The sequence below is a fragment of the Legionella busanensis genome (assembly GCF_900461525.1).
In the GTDB taxonomy this organism is placed as follows: Bacteria; Pseudomonadota; Gammaproteobacteria; order Legionellales; family Legionellaceae; genus Legionella_C; species Legionella_C busanensis.
The window spans coordinates 2530704-2549373 of sequence record NZ_UGOD01000001.1; the positions used below are offsets into that span (position 1 = coordinate 2530704).

Consider the following 18670-nt stretch of genomic DNA (forward strand, 5'->3'; position numbering starts at 1 on the left):
ATTTTTTTACTAAATCTTATTAAGTATGGGCTTAATTTTATTTTTTTACATTGCTATATAGGCAAATAATTAACAATTTGATAAACAAACGTAGGTTGCTGCCAGCTTAACTTACTTCGTGCTAGCCTAAAAATGGATACCCGCCTTCGCGGGTATGACAAAAATCTTAGTAGCCAATACTGTCATACTCACGAAGGCGGGTATCTATCTGCCAAATTTTAGCAGGAGTAGGTTTGGATAATCATCGCGCAGCCCAACATCTTCAGTTATAAGGTTTAGCCTATTCATAATTTGTTGGGCAGCACTTCCTTTAGCCCAACTTACCCTTACTTAGAAATTTAAATACACAAAATTAAGAGAAAAATAGTTTTGTAAAATAGACATCTTTAGACTAAAAAAGATATAATTATCCACTTTTTTTACAAGAAGCCCATTTAATATAGGCATTTATAGAGCTATTGAGTTAGATGAATCATAAAGTAGGTTTTGTTAGTCTAGGCTGTCCTAAGGCATTAGTTGACTCTGAAAGAATTATCACCCAACTCCGCGCACAAGGTTATGAGTTGGTCTCCACTTATCAAAATGCCGGTGTCGTTGTTATTAATACCTGTGGATTTATAGACGCTGCAGTGAAAGAGTCACTTGAAACCATTAAAGAAGCTATGGCTGAAAATGGCCGTGTTATTGTAACTGGCTGTTTAGGCGCTAAAGCGGATGTAATCCGAGAAGCTTGCCCAGAGGTACTTCATATTAGTGGCGCGCATGCTTATGAAGAAGTAGTCAGCGCTGTACATCAACATTTACCACCGCCTAAAGATCCTTTTACCCAGCTTATACCACCCCAAGGAATTAAATTAACCCCAAGGCATTATGCTTATTTAAAAATTTCTGAAGGTTGTAATCAAAAATGTACTTTTTGTATTATTCCTACTATGCGTGGGAAACTACAAAGTTATTCTTTAACGCAAGTACTTACTGAAGCGCAACGACTCAAAGAAGCAGGCGTCAAAGAAATTTTAGTTATTTCGCAAGATACCAGCGCTTATGGTATAGATACACGGTATCAATCGATAGAATGGCAAGGTAAACAATTAACTACCCGTTTTTATGATCTGTGTCAACAACTTGGTGAGCTTGGTATTTGGATTCGTCTCCATTATGTTTACCCCTATCCGCATGTCGATGAAATTATTCCCTTGATGCGTGATGGCTTGATTCTGCCTTATTTAGATATTCCCCTTCAGCATGCTAATGCCCGCGTATTAAAAGCGATGAAACGTCCTGCTAATCGAGAAAATACACTAGCACGAATTAATAATTGGCGCGAAATCTGCGCTGAGATTACATTACGCTCAACTTTTATTGTTGGCTTTCCAGGTGAAACCGAAGAAGAATTCGAGGAATTACTCGATTTTCTTAACGAGGCAAAACTTGATAGAGTTGGTTGTTTTAAATACTCACCTGTTGAAGGTGCCAAAGCAAATGAATTAATCTCCCCTATTTCAGATGATATCAAAGAAGAGCGTTATCATCGTTTTATGCAAGTTCAAGCTGAAATTAGTTATCAAAAATTAAGAAAGAAAATTGGTTCGCGGCAAACTGTTTTGATTGATGAAATCACACCCGAACATATTATTGCCCGCAGTAAAAGTGATGCCCCTGAAATAGACGGCTTAGTGTATTTACCTCCTAACAATAATTTAGCAGTTGGGAACTTCGTGGATATTAATATTGTCGATAGTGATGATTATGATTTGTATGGCGAGTTTGTATAATCTTCTTTGAAAAGCTAGGTAGTCTAAAAAATTGTATTATTAACAATTAGAATACCTCAAGCTCTTTTATGTAATTATAGTCCTGCTAGATAGGCCACGATTTTTAGCCTTATTTGTATAGCCAATCTGAATAAATATCTGATTTCAATTTAATCAATTTATTAATAATTTGTTTACAATGGATTGTTATAATGAAAAAAGTTAATATTTTGGTGATTTAAAAATGTATTCTCGTTCTGAAGATTTACCTCAAATTCCTTCTCAGTCTATTAGCAGAGATTCCAAAAGTACTAATAATGATAATTCTGTAAAAAAAATAAGTTTTTAAATACAGATCCTTTTGCTTATATAATTTTAACAAAAGAGGGTACAGTATTAAAAGCTAAGTGCTTTAGAAGCCAAAGAGAAATCCCTTTTATACCAACAGAAGAAGATATAAAAAATAATAAAGGTTTAAAGTCTATCTTTATCGCTTATGAAGGAGGGCTTAGTGATGGAAACAATGAAGAAGTAATAGCTAAACCTGTGCAAATTCTAATTATGCGTAGGATGTATTGGACTATTGCAAGTCTCCATACAGATACACATCAAATTGTTATTGAAGAGTTCAACCTCGAGCGTATGCTTAATGATTGTAGGATTATTTTAAAAATCAAGAATACAAGCAAAGAATATCATTTGATTCTAAAAAAAAGTAAAAATGAAGAAGGAGCAGATGAAATAGATTATCTTTATAGTGGTGAAGTCGCTTACACACCAACTATTGTTGCAAAAAAGGAATTATCTATCTTACAGGGTAAGGAACTTAACTATTTGGTATTTGATTTTCAAGGTACAAGAACTACTGTGAACTTCAGGGAAGAAAATAGTCCATCATTAGAAACGTTTATTCCTATAAAACGCATTAAATTTAGTCCTGAACATGATAAAATTTTACAAGATAGAATAAGTACTCCTGAAAGGAGAAAAGCATTAGAAATAAAGGCTAAGCAATCTCAGGAAGACAACAGCGATCAACCACTAAACCCTATCAAAGGTAGTGTATCTAAACAAAATGATATTTTTCTCACAGTAAGTTTTCTGAGGGTAAATTAGAGGAAGAAGATATCACAACACCACATAAAGAGGAGCTTGCTTTAAGCGCTATGATAACTTCTCCTGTGGAAGAAGTTAGTCAACCTAAAATAACAGATACAAACAATAATAACTATTCTTCATCAAGAACGATTTTTCAAAAAAAGAGTACTTCTTCTCCTAAAGAGTGCTTAACACCAAACTCTCTTTATAAAAGAAAGCATATAGAGATATCAAAAGAAGCTGAGCAGCCTAAAGAAGAAAGTGGCGAACTTTCTCCTTCAAAACTTATGCAGCGTCATGGTGTATTTCAACAAAAGGACACTACTTCGGCTGATAATCCAGTTTCTGAATTAGCTAATAAATCTAATAACCTATAAGATTCGGGTATGCGCTAAATCAAAAACACGGCTTCTGGAAATTGAATTCTATTAAATACAGTAGATATCGTCTTTAAATTAAGCAAAATTTTAATTAAAAGGTTGCTTATTTAAAACGGTATCTACTTATAAAATAGTTTTAATGAAAGTTAACAATAGATAAAACTTCCTTACATTTATCTTGGGAATTTATAACTTCAGAAGAAGCTAAAATATTCTGATGTAATATTTTATGGTAAAATTTATAAGCACTAGTAAGTATCTTAAATACCTCAGATTCAATTACCTTACAGTCAGCTAGTTTTTTAATTAGGCTCAATGTATTAGTTTCTCTACTTAGTTCTTGTATCGGATTTGTAAGAACAAGAAATTGAACAAAAAATTCTAGATCGATTAAGCCACCCGGCGTATATTTAATTTCATCCTCACCTTTAAGATGTCGATTTATTTTTTGGCGCATGGCTTTTATCTCCTTAAAAACCCATTCCTTAGGCCGTTCAATCAATAATATATTCTGTTTTAAATTTTTAAATTGAGAATGAATAGTTGTATTGCCAAAAATAACACGCGCCCGAATTAATGCTTGATGCTCCCAAAGCCAAGCCTGATTTTGTTGATAGTCGATAAATGATTTTATAGCACTTACTAACAATCCTGCTTCGCCTGAAGGTCTTAAACGAGTATCTACTTTATAAAGAAGTCCAGATTGCGAACGAGTTGTTAGCATATGCAAAATTTTCTGGGTAAGGCGTGTGACTAAACTTTCTTCTTGTAATTGATTATCATAAATGAATACTAAATCTAGGTCAGAATTATAATTCATTTCCTGACTACCTAATTTACCATAAGCAATAATAGCAAAATGCGATTTGAGCTCTGGAATTTGTGGGTAGCGCTTACCTAACTCTATAAAGGCTAATTTAACAACTTGTTCAACAATAACTTCAGCGACTAGGGAGAGAAAATGTGCACTTTGTAAGGCTGTAACTGTACTCTGCTGTTCAGCCCGAGCAATTAACAGCCAATTAGTCAATTTAAATTGCCGTAATATTTCCTCTTGTAGTTCAATATCATTACTTTCTAATAACTTTTTTTGTAATTGCTCTTGTAATTGTTTACGTGAAGCTGGCTGCCATTCTTGCCCTTGATCTAATAAAATTTCTAATAAAAATGGATGGTTAACTAATAATCCTCTAATAAAAGCACTATTATTAAACCAGATAAATAATTCTCTTAATGCCTGTGGATTTTCAGTAAATAACGTTATATAAGCACTGCGAGTTACTATGTTTTCTAACAAATGAATTACGTTTAACAGTACTTCGCCAGTATTTGCTACATTGGCAAGTTCTCTTAAAAGTAACGTCATAAATCGATCAAGTCTTAAGCGGGCTGCTTGATTAAGCCGCCGACAGCGAGAGCCATGTCTGAAATTAGATAACAATTGATAACACCGTTCTGCATCTTGATAACCTAAACTAGCTAAAAGATTAATAGCCATGGTACTTTCAGCATGACCTTGCCAAACATTATTTAACTGGGAATCCAATAGCTTGTCATTATTATCGTAATCAATTGCCTGCTTTAATACAGAAAGGAAAAGATGACGTATGATTTTTCTAAATCGCTGCACTATTTTTAATAAAGAATCCCAACTAGCAAAACCCATAGCCAAGGCTATTTTAGCTTGCTTAATAGGTTCTGTAGGTAGTGCATGTATTTGCTGATCATTTTCACTTTGTAAGCAGTTTTCTAGTTTTCTTAAAAATAAATAAGCTTGTTTTAACACATCTGTTCTGGAAAAAAGTTTTTCTTCTTTTAAGGCTGAAAGTGCGTTTACCAAATTGGTTTGTTGTAATCGGGGTAGACGTCCGCCTCGAATTAATTGGATACTTTGGACAATAAATTCAACTTCTCGAATACCCCCAAATCCCCTTTTTATATCATCTAAGGTGGGATTTAACTGCACCTCACGTTCGATCATCGCTTTCATACTGCGCAAAGATTCTATGACACTAAAATCAATATAACGTCTATAAACAAAAGGGGTAATTAATTTTTTAAACCATTGAGCACGTAAAGCAGGGGAAGCGCTTATTAAGCGTGCTTTTATCATAGCATAACGCTCCCAATCCCTTCCTTGTTCTTGATAATAGGTTTCCATAGCAGCTAGTGAGGATACAAGTGCGCCACTCTCCCCATTAGGTCGCAATCTTAAATCTACCCGAAAAACAAACCCATCTTCTGTTACATTCTGCATCAACTGAATAAATAGCTGGACTACTTTAGTAAAGAAATACTGATTATCAACATGCTGCTCTCCATTAGTATAGCCAGATGCCGAAAAGGCCATAATTAAATCAATATCAGAGGAATAATTTAATTCCTGTCCTCCTAATTTACCCATGGCTAAAACATAAAGGTCAACTAGGTTGCCTGCTTCATCTTTTGGATGACCATACCGATTTGTCATTTCCTGCTTACAGTAATTTAAGGTGAACATAATTAAAGCATCAGCACAATCTGACCAAGACAGCATTGTTTCTTCAACCGTTGCTAGTCCACTTAACTCACGCAACAGATGTCTTAGAAAATGATAATGTCTAAAATTACGAATAAATTTATTAAAAGGCTGGTTTGTTTCTGTATATAACTGCTGCAAAGAGTTCTTATAATCAATAAAATTAAGTTGCTTTTGCCAATCATCTTGAGTAAGTAAATAGTTTAGAGTTTCAATTTGCTTACCAGCATAATTACTTACTGCGAGTAACGTTTTTACAACCTCGCGCAATGGATGCTCTAAATTAGAAAAATATTTATCAAATAAGATGTAATTAGATTGTAATAATTTGGGAATAGTTAACACACTTAACCTTTCAATTTTAGTAATAGACCTTTTTTCGACCAGCTTTGACCATCTAGGGTAGTTTGGAAAGAGGTCTAGTTAATTTAACTAATCATAATCATACTTGCAGTAAAAATTAAAACGAACCCCTAAAATTTTTGATAAACTCTAAACTTAGTACCTATAGCTGATTAAAGCTATACTGATAAAAAATAACAAGGGTAATTATTATGAAAAGGATTTTAATTTTTACACTACTAATATGCATTAATATTTTCACTTTTGCGCAAGATACTACACCTTTACGAATAGGCGTTGATAACTTTTATCCGCCCTATGTCATGCGAGCTGGCAATAATCAAGTTTTTGGCTTTGATATATCCATCATGGAGGGGGTTTGCCAGTTAATGAATAAAAAATGTATTTATTATCCAATGCCCTTTACAAACCTCTTAAGTAAAGTTGAACAGGGTGAATTAGATGCCGCTGTTGGTGCAATTACAATAACGCCCGAGCGAGCTTCACATGTCTCTTTTTCTATACCTTATTTAAATAGCCAAGCTCGATTTTTAAGTAACAAAAATGTTAAACCTGATTCTTTTAATCTAGCTACCTTAAAAAATTACAATATTGGCGCTGTTAGAGGAACTATTTTTCCTAGATTACTTAATTCATTGGGCATCGCAGATTCCCGAATTACCCTATACGATAGGTTTGATTTCATGATTGATTCTTTGGGGGATAAAGAAATAGATATTGCAATTATGGATAATGCAAGTGCAATAAATTGGCAGGAGCAGTCATCGAATGTATTAATAGCGCTAGGCCAGCCTTTTAATTATGGTTACGGCATAGCAATTGCAATTAATCGCAATAAGACAGAGTTAATTAGTGAAATCAATGGGGCATTAGAAAAATACTTAAAAGGGTCAGATTATAAGAAAAATTATGATAAATATTTAAGCTATTTTTGAAACCTTGGTTAACTTTTTAATGCTGAAATTTTAATTAACTTCCCTGTTAAATTACTTACAGCACCAAACAGCTATTTATTAAAGAAAAATAAAATTTATTTATATTTTAATGTAGAGTTTGGCCATTTACCAAACATCGAGTAATAACCTTCCTAGTGACAAAATCACCTTGCGCCTCACCATAAGCTGTTTTAAAGTGCTCCGCTAACATAATTACCCAATTAGACAGCCTAAAATTCATTCGTTTTTCTTCAGGGTTTACAAACAGCTCAAATAAACCTAATGATTCGCTATTATTTTGGCTGGCATATTCTTCCATAATTTGCTCTGCTACATAAATGTCTTTTTCTCTGGTTGGCCAATTTTTATTCATAACCCCCCCTTTCTCTATTCTGTAGGCCATTTTATTCTAAACGTTATTTAAATGGGGGCAAATAGTTAAATTACAAGTGAGGAAGAATTTAATAGCTAATTTTATTTAAATAATAGACCTCTTGCCTAACCTGTGTATTTTATGTAAGTGCAAGGCGCAAGTGTTTCGAGGAGCGGAGTTTACATGCAGTAAATGAGCACCGGAGAAACACTTGTAACGCAGCAATCACATAAAAGAGGTAGGTTAGGCAAGAGGTCTAATAAATTGCTAACTTATTGTTGCTCTATTGAACGTTTTACCCTTAATTCATATTTAGGTTTACTAAGAGTAGGCTCCTGCCAAAGTGTAACTAATAAAACCATTATAATAGGACCTAAGAATAGCCCTAATAATCCAAGGGTTTCAACGCCACCTAAAATACCAAATAATACAGCTAAAAATGGAAGCTTAATGGCGCCACCTATTAAAACAGGTTTGATGAAATGATCAGCAACAAACATAACAATAGTGCCCCAAATAACCACAACAATAGCTGCAATCAACCCACCAGAAGATAATAAAACTAAAGCAACAATAATAAATACAAGAGGCACAACAAAGGGGATCATAGCTGCAAAGGCTGTAATAAAACCAATTAAAGTTGGTGCGGGCAAACCCACAAGCATGTAACAAAATCCCATTAATACACCAACCCCTAAACCAACAACGACTGTACCATTAACAACTGAACGTAAAGCAGAAGGAAGACGATCAGCATAGCGATACCAGCGATTACCTAGACAAAATTTTCCTATTTCATTAATTTGTGTATGCAACTTTTCACCATCTCGGTAAAAGAAAAATAAGGTAAGCATGGTAAAACCAACTTGAAAACCGCGATGAGCTAAGTTAATGCCAATTTGTTTTATATAATAACTTGCAGGTGTTAAGGACAAATGCATATTAGATAATAGACTTCGTACATTGCCTGGCTGCCCTACATTATTATTCCAGTAATTAACTAATTCATTATTTATAATAGGAAACTGCCTGATAAAATTGGGAGCCTCGCCACCATCACGATTAATCATTTGTAAATAATTAATAAAAACTTGTAATTCTTTTACCAGTAATCCAATTAACCAACTTAAAGGTAGTAAAAATAATAAACTTAATACTGTTGTAAATAATAAAGCAGATAAATTGTCATGCTTACCAAAAAAGGTACGCCAGCGTTGGTATAAAGGATAAGTAGCTATTACAATAATGCCTGCCCAAACAATAGAAGGTATAAAGCGATGAATAATATATAAGCTTAAGCAGATAATGCCTAATGTTAAGCCAATATTAATAAGTTCTTTATGATTTTCATTCATAGTAAGCGTTTACGCCCTATTCAAAAAAAGCTGTATTTGACACATTTTCGCTCAAATCCAACCTTTTACCAAGATTCAAACATACTCAACAGATACCATTCATAGGCTAAAAGTCCAAGCTAAACCTTTTAGAATAAGACATGCTGGCACTGCTGCTAATATGTCATCAAGCATCACACCTAATCCACCTTTTATTCGTTTTTCAATAAATGAAATAGGAAATGGTTTCCATATATCAAATAAACGAAACAGAATAAAACCTGATAGCATCCAAAAAAAGCCTATGGGTGCACCAGCCATGGTTAAAAGATAACCTACAACTTCATCCCAGACAATACCACCATAATCATCTACACCTAAATCCTTAACTACTTTACCACTGACATATATGCCAAGTATAAAAAATAAAAAAATAATAAATAGATAAATGGGCAGCGAATAATTATTAATTAGCAAATATAATGGTAAAGCAGCAAGCGTTCCCCAAGTGCCAGGAGCAATCGGTAGCAAACCAGTCCCAAACCCAAAAGCAACAAAATAAACTGGATCCTGCCAAACTCGAAATGAAAACCTATTTACAATCATATTTTCTTCCTAAAAGTGACTATAACCACAAGAACTTATGGTTTTTAATTGTCCATCGTAAAGACCTCTCAACCCTTTTTCGTTTTCTATTATACCAATTGGATAACAGTTTAATTTATATTCCTTTAAAGCTTGCAAAAAATCATGACGTCGATTAGCAGGTATAGTAAAGCATAATTCATAATCATCCCCGCCTTGTAAGACCATCTGAATTGCTTTTTTTTCCTGATATTTTTTTACTAAAGGATGAATGGGGATAGAGTGTAGATCTAAGTATGCGCCGACATTGCTTTCTGCACAAATATGATTAAGATCGCCGCTTAAACCATCTGAAATATCAATTGCTGATGTTGCATGTGCTCGCAGTAAAGGAATTAAATCTATTCTAGGTTTAGGATATTGTAATTTATTTAATAATTGTGAAAAATCCAAAGCTTCTAATTCATTTTGATGATCTAAAAATTTAACAGCTTGCGCTGCAGCACCTAACTCACCCGATACCCAGATTTCATCACCTGGCTTTGCGCCTGACCGTCTAATTGCTTTGCCTAATGGCGTTAAGCCATGAATCGTGAGTGTCAAACTCAATGGGCCTCGGGTTGTATCACCGCCAATTAAGGTAATATTGTACTGCTTTAAAGCAGCATGTAAGCCCTCAGCAAAACGTTCTAACCACTTTAAATCTAAATCAGGCAACGTTAATGCCAGTGACATCCAACATGGCTCTGCAGCCATAGCAGCCATATCACTGACATTGACCATTACAGCTTTCCAGGCAATAGCATATGGATCCCAGCTGCTTAAAAAATGAACTTCTGCAACTAAAGTATCTGTGCTGACTAATAAGTGATAGCCAACTGGCACTTCTAAGCAGGCAGCATCGTCACCAATTCCAAAAACAACATCTTGGCGAGTAACAGCTCTTTTTTTAAAAAATGAATCAATTAATTCAAACTCGTTCATGATTTTAAATTAATTTCAGCACTACGTACCTGCTGAGCTAATTTATTAAGTACACCATTGACAAATCGGTGTCCGTCTTGAGCACCATATTCTTTAGCTAACGAAACTGCCTCATCTAGAACGACACGATAGGGAATCTCTGGACAAAAAATCAACTCATAAGCGCTTAATCTCAAAATAGTCAATTCTATCGGATTTAAATGGCTAATTGGAATATCTAAGAAAGGTGAAAAATTTTCTTCAATCGTTTGTAAGGATTTAGGAATACCATATAAAAGACGACAAAAATACTCAGAATCAACTTTATCCATGTTGTTTGCAATACGAAATTGCGTTTCAATTTCTGATAACTCATGCCCTGACATTAGCCACTGATATAAAGCTTGCAATACAAGTCGTCGTGCACGACGTTTACCACGGATAGCATGTTTCTCCACTATTACCTCAATCATCTTTCATTTCATCAATTGCTTGTCTAAAGTCACTTATATCTTTAAACCGTTTATAAACCGATGCAAAACGTACATAAGCAACATGATCAAGATTATATAATTGTTTCATGACTAGCTCTCCAACTAAACTAGCCTCTATTTCACGTTCACCCCGACGGCGAATATCTTGTAAGATATTTGCAATGGCAGCCTCTCTTAAATCAACGCTAACTGGCCTTTTCTCTAGCGCTCTTTGCATACCAGAGCGTAAATTATCTATATTGAAAGATTCTCTGCGACCATCACGCTTAATAATTGCTGGCATAATTAACTCAGCTGTCTCAAATGTCGTAAAACGTTCATGACATAGCAAGCATTGCCTTCGGCGCCGCACTTGCGCGCCTTCTGCAACTAAGCGAGAATCAATAACCTTAGTTTCCTGTGCATGGCAAAAAGGACAATACATAATAATCAATTAGCTAGGGTAAACAGGGAAGTCATGACATAACTGTACAACTTGATTCTTAACTCGTTGAAGAACCTCTTCATTGTTATGATCATCAAGAATATCACAAATCCAGTCACTAATCATTCTTATTTCTTTCTCCTTAAAGCCCCTTGTAGTAACAGCCGGCGTGCCTAAACGCAAGCCACTTGTTACAAAAGGAGATTTTGGATCATTTGGTACTGAGTTTTTATTTACAGTAATATTTGCTTTACCTAAAGCTGCATCTGCTTCTTTACCTGTTAAGTTTTTTTCAATTAAATCTACTAATAACAGATGGTTTTGGGTGCCACCAGAAACAATGGAATAACCCCTTTTAAGTAAAATATTTGCCATTTCTTTCGCATTGGCTAATACTTGCTGTTGATAAACTTTAAACTCAGGTTGAAGAGCCTCAGCAAAAGCAACAGCTTTAGCAGCAATAACATGCATCAATGGTCCGCCCTGCATTCCTGGAAAAACAGCAGAGTTTAATTTTTTTTCAATTTCTTCATTAGAACGAGCTAAAATCAAGCCACCACGTGGGCCACGTAGTGTTTTATGTGTTGTTGTTGTGACAACATCTGCATAAGGAATTGGAGTAGGATACAGCTCTGCCGCCACTAAGCCTGCTACATGGGCCATGTCAGCCAATAGATAAGCGCCAACTGAATCAGCAATTGAGCGAAATCTTGCCCAATCTAAATATTGAGAGTATGCAGAAAATCCAGCTATAATCAATTTTGGTTTATGTGTTTTGGCTGCTTGCTCTAATGCATCATAATCAATTAAACCTGTTTTGACATCAAGACCGTATTCTATAGCTTGATATAATTTACCTGAGAAGTTAACTTTTGAACCGTGTGTTAAGTGGCCACCGTGCGGCAGAGCCATTCCCATTACTAAATCGCCTGGCTTTAAAAGAGCCATCATGACGGCTGCATTAGCTTGCGAACCTGAATGTGGCTGTACGTTTACATAATCAGCTTTAAATAATTTTTTAGCCCGCTCAATAGCCAAATTCTCAGCAATATCAACATATTCACAACCGCCATAATAGCGTTTACCTGGATAACCTTCAGCGTATTTATTAGTTAAGACAGACCCTTGTGCTTCCATCACGCGAGGACTTGCATAATTTTCTGAGGCAATAAGCTCAATATGTTCTTCTTGTCGTTTTTTTTCAGCTTCCATTGCCTGCCAAAGTTGATCATCAAAGTTGGCAATTGTGCAGTTTTTATCGAACATTCGTAGTCCTCTTTAACATAAGAAATGAAGTAATTATAGATTCTTTTTGAGCTTGATTGTAGATAGGACTAAGTAAGCTTAGATATTTAAATTAAAAACTTACTTAAATTTCTATATAAAAAGCAAACGGCACAACTCGCTTAAAAGCTATTTAAGCTCACTAATTGAACTGATATGTATAAATTATTCAATCTTTAATGCTCTTATTTTAACTGCTAATTTATTCTGCCTGTAAACAAACTAATCAATCCAATTAGTCATTTTCCAGGCAGTTTTAAAAAAATTTCTTATTTTAATCTCTAGGAAATTCCTATCGATGTCCATGTAGATGATCATTATAGGTATAATTATCAATTCGATCTTGATGATGGTTATAATAGCGTCCGCGATAGTAGGAACGTGAATAATAACGCGGATAACTACGATAGCGATGATAATGACGATAATAAGAAGGTGCAGGCACCCGGTAAGTTCGATATGGTCTTTCAATAACTACAACAGTATCATCATAATGCCCATGCATATTAACTGTATGCCTAAAGTTATGTTCTATTGAAGCATGATGATATACAGTTGAGCAAAATCCTAATGATGGCAACAGCAGTAAAATTAGAAAATAACGTTTCATAATACCTCCAGCCATTAAAAGGACACAATGTAATTTACACTGTGCCCTTAGAATCAAGTTAATTATTTAGCTCGAACTTCAGCTTTTACTTGATTTTTAAGATAAGGAACTATTCTTACAGTTGTTTCAGAACGTGTATAACCTGAATAAATATGGTAGCCACTAAATGTAACAATATCTAAATACATATCGCGATGACAGTAACCATAGTAATATAAATCAATGTAATGTGGCGCTTCAAAACTATAGACATTAAAAGGTGCTAATGAGCTACCATCATCAAAACGACCATATACTGTAACATTATCATAACTGTTATTAATAATTTCAATTTCACAAAAACCAGGTGCCATTGCCTTTTTAGCAGCGCTTACAGCTTCTGTTTTAAGTGCTTCAACTTTTGGGTGCACATGGCGGTTCTCTGCATAAGCAGTTGATAATAAACCTAAACAACAGGCAAGCAATAAAGATTTCACTTTCATAATTACCCCTTTTGTGTTAAAAACAAAAGGCATGGTAACAAAGGATACCATTTAGTCAATAGGTTTTTTTTCCGATCACAAATAATTTCTTTCTACTTCAACTCTTAACCAATTGTGATATATTAATGCCTTCGTAGGTACATTATTCAAATCAGCTTTATTTTATTCCATTAAAATACAAAGTTACATTAAACTTATTCAGAAACTGTTATTGGGAGACAATATCGATCGAAAAAAGTGCTGAAAAAGTATATTGTAGATAAATTATATGAGCCCATTAAAGCACTTTCTTAGGTAAAATTACTCGTCAAGAGCGGCTTCTAAATAAAGCTATTTTAAGTTTTAGAAAACGCAAATGGTTAAAGTAATGAAATATATAATAGTAATTAGCTTTAAGTAAAATTATCTTACGATGCAATATAGAATTTAATAGGTAGCATTAGAAAATTAAAACCGCCTGACTACATGCTTAGATAAAACTAGAAGGAATAATAATGAAAAAGCGTATGACTATTATGATAATAGCATTGCTAATTGTCTTTGGCGGTATCATTGCATTTAATTTTATTAAGGGAATAATGATTCAGCGTTTTGTTCGTCAATTCCAAGCTGTTCCACTTACTGTTTCTTCTGTTAAAGTCATGCAAAAAACTTGGCAACCAACTATCTCTGCCGTAGGTAATTTTGTTGCTGTAAATGGAGTGGAAATAAACTCAGAAGAAGCAGGTCAAGTTGTTGCAATCCATTTTGAATCAGGACAGTATGTTGAAAAAGGCATGCCTTTAGTTGATCTAAATGATACTGTTGAGCAAGCGCAATTAAAATTTGAACGAGCTAATAAAGAATTAAGAGATGTCAGTTATAAACGCCAAGTCACACTATCTGGGCGCGGAGCGACACCTATTACCAGCGTTGATGAAGCCAAAGCTAGCTTAGAGCAAGCTCAAGCTAATGTGGAAAAAATTGAAGCTCAAATCAGGAATAAACATATTATCGCCCCTTTTTCTGGCAAACTTGGTATCCGCCAAATTAATCTTGGCCAATATGTTACACCAGGTCAAACTGCAATTGTGACACTACAGTCGATGGATCCTCTTTATCTTGAATTTAATTTACCAGAACAATTTTTCAAAAAGCTACACTTAAGACAAAAAGTTCAACTTAGCCTAGAAGAATTTCCAAATTTACTTTTTCAAGGTGAAATTTCTGCCATTAACTCTAAGGTTGATCCCAATACCCATAATATTTTAGTTCAAGCGACTGTGCCTAATTGTCCAGCTCAAGCATTACAAACAATTAACAAAACAAAACTATTGACAGTAAAAAATGAAGAAAATGGTAACAAAAAAATTATTCAATGCAACACAGATATAAATACTAAGAATCATATTAATCAGTTTGTTTTTATTCCAGGTATGTTTGCTGCAATTTATGTTGAGCAGCCCTCTATTCCTAATGTACTAGTTCTACCCTCAACAGCAATTTCTTATAGTTTATATGGTAATTCTGTCTTTCTTATTGAAAAAACAAGCGAAAAAGATAAAGCTGGAAAAGATATTTTCGAGGCAAAACGTGTTTTTGTAGAGACAGGTGAACAAGAAGGTAACTATACAATAATTAAAAATGGCCTAAAACCAGGCCAACTCGTAGTTGGCTCTGGTGAACTTAAATTACAAGACCGATCACGAATTACAATCAATAATGATATTAAACTAGATACCACTGTTAATCCTGACCTATTAGGTCAGTAGTAAAGTTAAATTATTAGAATTTTTTAGGGAAACGGATGAATTTTACCGATATTTTTATTAAACGCCCCGTCTTAGCTACTGTGGTTAGTTTATTGATTTTTTTATTCGGTTTAAATTCATTATTTACCATGCAAATTCGCCAATATCCTCGTATGGATAATACTGTTATTACTGTTACTACTAGTTACCCCGGTGCTGATGCTAGTCTAATTGCTGGCTTTATTACTACACCTTTAGAAGCTGCTGTTGCAAGTGCTGAAGGCATTGATTATATGACTTCTACCAGTGTTCAAGGGCTAAGCACAATTACACTTACAATTAAATTAAATTTTAATCCCCAAGTTGCCTTTACAGATGTCATGAGTAAAGTTCAACAGACCTTAAATCAATTACCCCCGCAGGCACAACAACCTATTATTATTAAAAGCTCTGATACATCAACGCCCTTAATGTACATTAGCTTAGATAGTAATCAGATGACACCTCAACAAATTACTGATTATGCGGTACGTGTAGTTCAACCACAGTTACAAACAATTGATGGCGTTGCTCAAGCTCAACTTCTGGGAGGAGCAACTTATTCTATGCGGATTTTTCTTGATCCGATGAAAATGGCTGCCTTACATATCACACCCGCAGACGTAACTAATGTGCTTGCTCGTAATAGTTTTTTAACGGCAGCAGGAAACACTAAGGGCGAGTATGTTGCTATTAACGTTAATGCCAATACTGATTTAAACAATGCAGAAGAATTTAGTAAATTAATTGTTAGAGAAAATAAATCAGCACTCATTCGTTTAAGTGACATTGCAAAAGTAGAATTAGGATCGCAAGATTATGATACCATTGTCACATTTAATGGTAAGCAAGCCGTCTTTATTGCAATTACCCCCACGCCTACTGCTAATCCATTAACAGTTATTAGCCAAGTTAGACAAAATTTTCCATCTATTGTTGCCAATTTTCCGCCTACATTAGGAGGTACCATTGTCTATGATGCTACTGATTTTATTAGAGCCTCAATTAAAGAAGTGATCATAACAATTATAGAAGCAGCGATCATCGTTATTGTGGTTATTTTTCTCTTTTTAGGCTCTATTCGTTCGGTCATTATTCCTGTTGTTACTATTCCCCTCTCGTTAATTGGGGTATGCACCTTGATGCTTTTTCTAGGATACTCAATAAATTTACTTACCCTCCTTGCTTTTGTTTTAGCAATTGGTCTAGTTGTTGATGATGCGATTGTAGTTGTTGAAAATGTGCATCGACATTTAGAAGAAGGAAAAACGCCCTTACAGGCAGCAATGATTGGCGCACGAGAAATTGCAACACCCGTCATTGCCATGACTATTACCTTAGCTGCAGTTTATGCACCTATTGGTTTTATGGGTGGCTTAACGGGTGCTCTTTTTAAAGAATTTGCATTCACATTAGCTAGCTCTGTCATTATTTCAGGTATTATTGCACTTACCTTAACACCAATGATGTGTTCCAAACTATTTTCTAGGGAGGTTAATACAGGACGATTTGTTCATTTCCTTGATAGAAAATTTAATTCTGCTAAAAATTATTATCAAAGGAAGTTACATAGCCTCCTAGACACCCGCGCAATTATATTAGTTCTCGCAGTAGCCATTCTATTAATGTTGCCTTATTTGTATTCCACAACACCTAAACAAATGGCGCCAGAAGAAGATCAAGGATTCTTTTTTGTTGTGGCTACAGCACCTCAATACGCGACAGTTAACTATGTTGCTGCTTTTACGAAATTATTTGATAAAATCTATCAGAGTTTTCCCGAAGCCGCATATTATTTTAATATTAATTCAAGCAATCCAGTTTCGGGGATGGTTTTAAAACCGTGGGATCAACGTAAGCGTACCCAATTTGCCTTAGAGCGACCTCTGCAAGATAAACTAGATCAAGTAACGGGCTTAAAATCCTTTGCTATTATTCCACCGCCTCTACCTGGCGGCGGCGGTGGAACGCCTATTCAATTTGTCATTAAAACAACTAATGATTTCCAAACATTGCTTGAAATTTCTAATCAGATAATGGCTAAAGCTCAAAAAAGTGGTTATTTCATTTTTCTTGATAATAGTCTTAAGTTTAACCGGCCAGAAATTATATTACAGATTAATCGCTCAAAAGCAGCTGACTTAGGTCTAGATATGCAAGATATAGGCAGTAGCTTAACAAGTGCGCTATCTGGAAATTATGTTAATTATTTCAATTTACAAGGTCGAAGTTATCAAGTGATTCCTCAACTCGATAGACGATATCGGCTTTCCCCCCAACAATTAGAAAAAATCTATGTACGCTCTAAGAGTGGAACGATGGTTCCTTTATCAACTGTAATTACGCCCATAGAAAAGACGCAGCCTAATTCAGTCACCCATTTTCAACAATTAAACTCAGCGACTATTCAAGGGGTTACTGTGCCAGGTATTACGTTAGGCCAAGCATTAGAGTTTTTGCAAAATGAAGCTAAGGCTAGTTTACCGCAGGGCTATACTTATGACTTTGGTGGCCAATCAAGGCAGTATATTCAAGAAGGAACAGCCTTAATCCTTGCTTTTTTCTTCTCTATTATCATTATCTTTTTAGTCTTAGCAGCACAATACGAAAGTTTTCGTGATCCTTTAATTATTTTAATTAGTGTACCAATGTCGATTTGTGGTGCCTTAATACCTCTTAATGTAGGCGCTGCTTCTATTAATATTTATACTCAAGTTGGTTTAATTACTCTCATTGGTTTAATTAGCAAGCATGGTATTTTAATTGTCGACTTCGCTAATCAACTGCAACGAGAAAAGAAACTAGATAAACGCGCTGCAGTTGAAGAAGCAGCAGCTATTCGTTTAAGACCAATTTTAATGACTACGGCCGCTATGGTTTTTGGCGTGTTTCCTTTATTAATTGCTAAGGGTGCCGGTGCAGTCAGCCGATTCGATATAGGGCTTGTGATTTCATCAGGTTTATTAATTGGAACATTTTTTACCTTATTTGTTGTGCCAGCTATGTATACTTATCTTGCGGCTGACCATAGACATGAGGAAGCAAAAAAAGTAGATCTAGACGAAAACCCGGCTGGTTTCTTAAATACCTAATGTATCCTTGCCAAAGGATTAGACTTCTTCAAAAACAGTTAATGATGAGGCTAGCCAGTCGAAAGAGACTGAAAAAGCGCCGGGTATAAAAAGTCATAATTATCCTAATCGACATGGGGACAAGCTTTGAGGTACTTTTTCAGTTGAAATTGCCTGCAATGGCGGTTTCCAAAGAAGTCCATTGAAACTTCTGTCGTCAATAACAACTAATA

At 34.9% G+C, this 18670-nt stretch carries 16 protein-coding genes; 6 read left to right on the forward strand and 10 right to left on the reverse strand.

Translation table 11 applies throughout. The annotated features are described in order from the left end of the window. Nucleotides 1-467 precede the first annotated feature (467 nt). From rimO to DYH30_RS11255, 3 genes are all read left to right on the forward strand, one after another. Entirely contained in the window at nt 468-1775 is a 1308-nt protein-coding gene (gene rimO / locus DYH30_RS11245; protein ID WP_115331747.1) for a 30S ribosomal protein S12 methylthiotransferase RimO, read from the forward strand. Nucleotides 1776-2315: 540 nt separating this feature from the next. Beyond that, complete coding sequence (locus DYH30_RS11250) at nt 2316-2870, forward strand: hypothetical protein (RefSeq protein WP_131740752.1); 555 nt, start codon at nt 2316-2318, stop codon at nt 2868-2870. A 50-nt stretch (nt 2871-2920) separates the two neighbouring features. Beyond that, nucleotides 2921-3229: a hypothetical protein gene (locus DYH30_RS11255; protein ID WP_115331749.1), complete on the forward strand. Its 309-nt coding sequence runs from the start codon at nt 2921-2923 to the stop codon at nt 3227-3229. A gap of 139 nt (nt 3230-3368) precedes the next feature. Here the strand turns inward: DYH30_RS11255 and glnE are convergent, their stop codons facing one another. Further along, entirely contained in the window at nt 3369-6095 is a 2727-nt protein-coding gene (gene glnE / locus DYH30_RS11260; protein ID WP_165482192.1) for a bifunctional [glutamate--ammonia ligase]-adenylyl-L-tyrosine phosphorylase/[glutamate--ammonia-ligase] adenylyltransferase, read from the reverse strand. A gap of 209 nt (nt 6096-6304) precedes the next feature. On the opposite strand from glnE, the gene DYH30_RS11265 reads away from it, so the two are divergent. Further along, a complete protein-coding gene (locus tag DYH30_RS11265) occupies nt 6305-7048 on the forward strand; it encodes a transporter substrate-binding domain-containing protein (protein ID WP_115331750.1) in 744 nt (247 codons plus the stop codon). A 106-nt stretch (nt 7049-7154) separates the two neighbouring features. Here DYH30_RS11265 and DYH30_RS11270 read toward each other — a convergent pair whose 3' ends face one another. The 9 genes from DYH30_RS11270 to DYH30_RS11310 all read right to left on the reverse strand — a co-directional run bounded on the left by DYH30_RS11270 (nt 7155) and on the right by DYH30_RS11310 (nt 13597). Further along, nucleotides 7155-7421 carry a hypothetical protein gene (locus tag DYH30_RS11270; protein WP_115331751.1) on the reverse strand — a complete coding sequence of 89 codons (267 nt, stop codon included), beginning with the start codon at nt 7419-7421 and terminating at the stop codon, nt 7155-7157. 272 nt (nt 7422-7693) lie between these two features. Continuing rightward, on the reverse strand, nt 7694-8776 hold the full coding sequence (locus DYH30_RS11275) for an AI-2E family transporter (protein WP_115331752.1): 1083 nt from the start codon (nt 8774-8776) through the stop codon (nt 7694-7696). 99 nt (nt 8777-8875) lie between these two features. Further along, complete coding sequence (locus DYH30_RS11280; RefSeq protein ID WP_115331753.1) at nt 8876-9361, reverse strand: phosphatidylglycerophosphatase A family protein; 486 nt, start codon at nt 9359-9361, stop codon at nt 8876-8878. A gap of 9 nt (nt 9362-9370) precedes the next feature. Continuing rightward, entirely contained in the window at nt 9371-10324 is a 954-nt protein-coding gene (thiL, locus tag DYH30_RS11285; RefSeq protein ID WP_115331754.1) for a thiamine-phosphate kinase, read from the reverse strand. Then, on the reverse strand, nt 10321-10761 hold the full coding sequence (gene nusB, locus DYH30_RS11290) for a transcription antitermination factor NusB (RefSeq protein WP_165482193.1): 441 nt from the start codon (nt 10759-10761) through the stop codon (nt 10321-10323). Before nusB ends, thiL begins: the two co-directional genes overlap by 4 nt. Before the next feature lie 7 nt (nt 10762-10768). Next, nucleotides 10769-11221, reverse strand: a complete 453-nt coding sequence (nrdR, locus tag DYH30_RS11295) for a transcriptional regulator NrdR (RefSeq protein ID WP_115331756.1) — start codon at nt 11219-11221, stop codon at nt 10769-10771. 9 nt (nt 11222-11230) lie between these two features. Beyond that, nucleotides 11231-12487, reverse strand: coding sequence for a serine hydroxymethyltransferase (glyA, locus tag DYH30_RS11300; RefSeq protein ID WP_115331757.1), 1257 nt, complete (start codon nt 12485-12487; stop codon nt 11231-11233). Nucleotides 12488-12797: 310 nt separating this feature from the next. Further along, entirely contained in the window at nt 12798-13115 is a 318-nt protein-coding gene (locus DYH30_RS11305) for a hypothetical protein (RefSeq protein WP_131740754.1), read from the reverse strand. A 62-nt stretch (nt 13116-13177) separates the two neighbouring features. Next, nucleotides 13178-13597: a hypothetical protein gene (locus DYH30_RS11310; protein ID WP_115331759.1), complete on the reverse strand. Its 420-nt coding sequence runs from the start codon at nt 13595-13597 to the stop codon at nt 13178-13180. 494 nt (nt 13598-14091) lie between these two features. Between DYH30_RS11310 and DYH30_RS11315 the strand changes: the two genes are divergently transcribed. Both DYH30_RS11315 and DYH30_RS11320 read left to right on the forward strand, forming a co-directional pair. After that, nucleotides 14092-15348, forward strand: a complete 1257-nt coding sequence (locus tag DYH30_RS11315; protein WP_115331760.1) for an efflux RND transporter periplasmic adaptor subunit — start codon at nt 14092-14094, stop codon at nt 15346-15348. 35 nt (nt 15349-15383) lie between these two features. Beyond that, on the forward strand, nt 15384-18458 hold the full coding sequence (locus tag DYH30_RS11320) for an efflux RND transporter permease subunit (RefSeq protein WP_115331761.1): 3075 nt from the start codon (nt 15384-15386) through the stop codon (nt 18456-18458). The last annotated feature ends 212 nt before the right edge of the window (nt 18459-18670 follow it).

Excerpts from the sequence above, each read along its gene's own strand:
- DYH30_RS11275 (WP_115331752.1), bottom strand. The coding sequence starts at position 8,776 with ATGAATGAAAATCATAAAGAACTTATTAATATTGGCTTAACATTAGGC.
- DYH30_RS11250 (WP_131740752.1), top strand. The coding sequence starts at position 2,316 with ATGCGTAGGATGTATTGGACTATTGCAAGTCTCCATACAGATACACAT.
- thiL (WP_115331754.1), bottom strand. The coding sequence starts at position 10,324 with ATGAACGAGTTTGAATTAATTGATTCATTTTTTAAAAAAAGAGCTGTT.
- DYH30_RS11255 (WP_115331749.1), top strand. The coding sequence starts at position 2,921 with ATGATAACTTCTCCTGTGGAAGAAGTTAGTCAACCTAAAATAACAGAT.
- DYH30_RS11270 (WP_115331751.1), bottom strand. The coding sequence starts at position 7,421 with ATGAATAAAAATTGGCCAACCAGAGAAAAAGACATTTATGTAGCAGAG.
- DYH30_RS11310 (WP_115331759.1), bottom strand. The coding sequence starts at position 13,597 with ATGAAAGTGAAATCTTTATTGCTTGCCTGTTGTTTAGGTTTATTATCA.
- DYH30_RS11315 (WP_115331760.1), top strand. The coding sequence starts at position 14,092 with ATGAAAAAGCGTATGACTATTATGATAATAGCATTGCTAATTGTCTTT.
- DYH30_RS11280 (WP_115331753.1), bottom strand. The coding sequence starts at position 9,361 with ATGATTGTAAATAGGTTTTCATTTCGAGTTTGGCAGGATCCAGTTTAT.
- DYH30_RS11305 (WP_131740754.1), bottom strand. The coding sequence starts at position 13,115 with ATGAAACGTTATTTTCTAATTTTACTGCTGTTGCCATCATTAGGATTT.
- nrdR (WP_115331756.1), bottom strand. The coding sequence starts at position 11,221 with ATGTATTGTCCTTTTTGCCATGCACAGGAAACTAAGGTTATTGATTCT.
- DYH30_RS11265 (WP_115331750.1), top strand. The coding sequence starts at position 6,305 with ATGAAAAGGATTTTAATTTTTACACTACTAATATGCATTAATATTTTC.
- rimO (WP_115331747.1), top strand. The coding sequence starts at position 468 with ATGAATCATAAAGTAGGTTTTGTTAGTCTAGGCTGTCCTAAGGCATTA.
- glyA (WP_115331757.1), bottom strand. The coding sequence starts at position 12,487 with ATGTTCGATAAAAACTGCACAATTGCCAACTTTGATGATCAACTTTGG.
- DYH30_RS11320 (WP_115331761.1), top strand. The coding sequence starts at position 15,384 with ATGAATTTTACCGATATTTTTATTAAACGCCCCGTCTTAGCTACTGTG.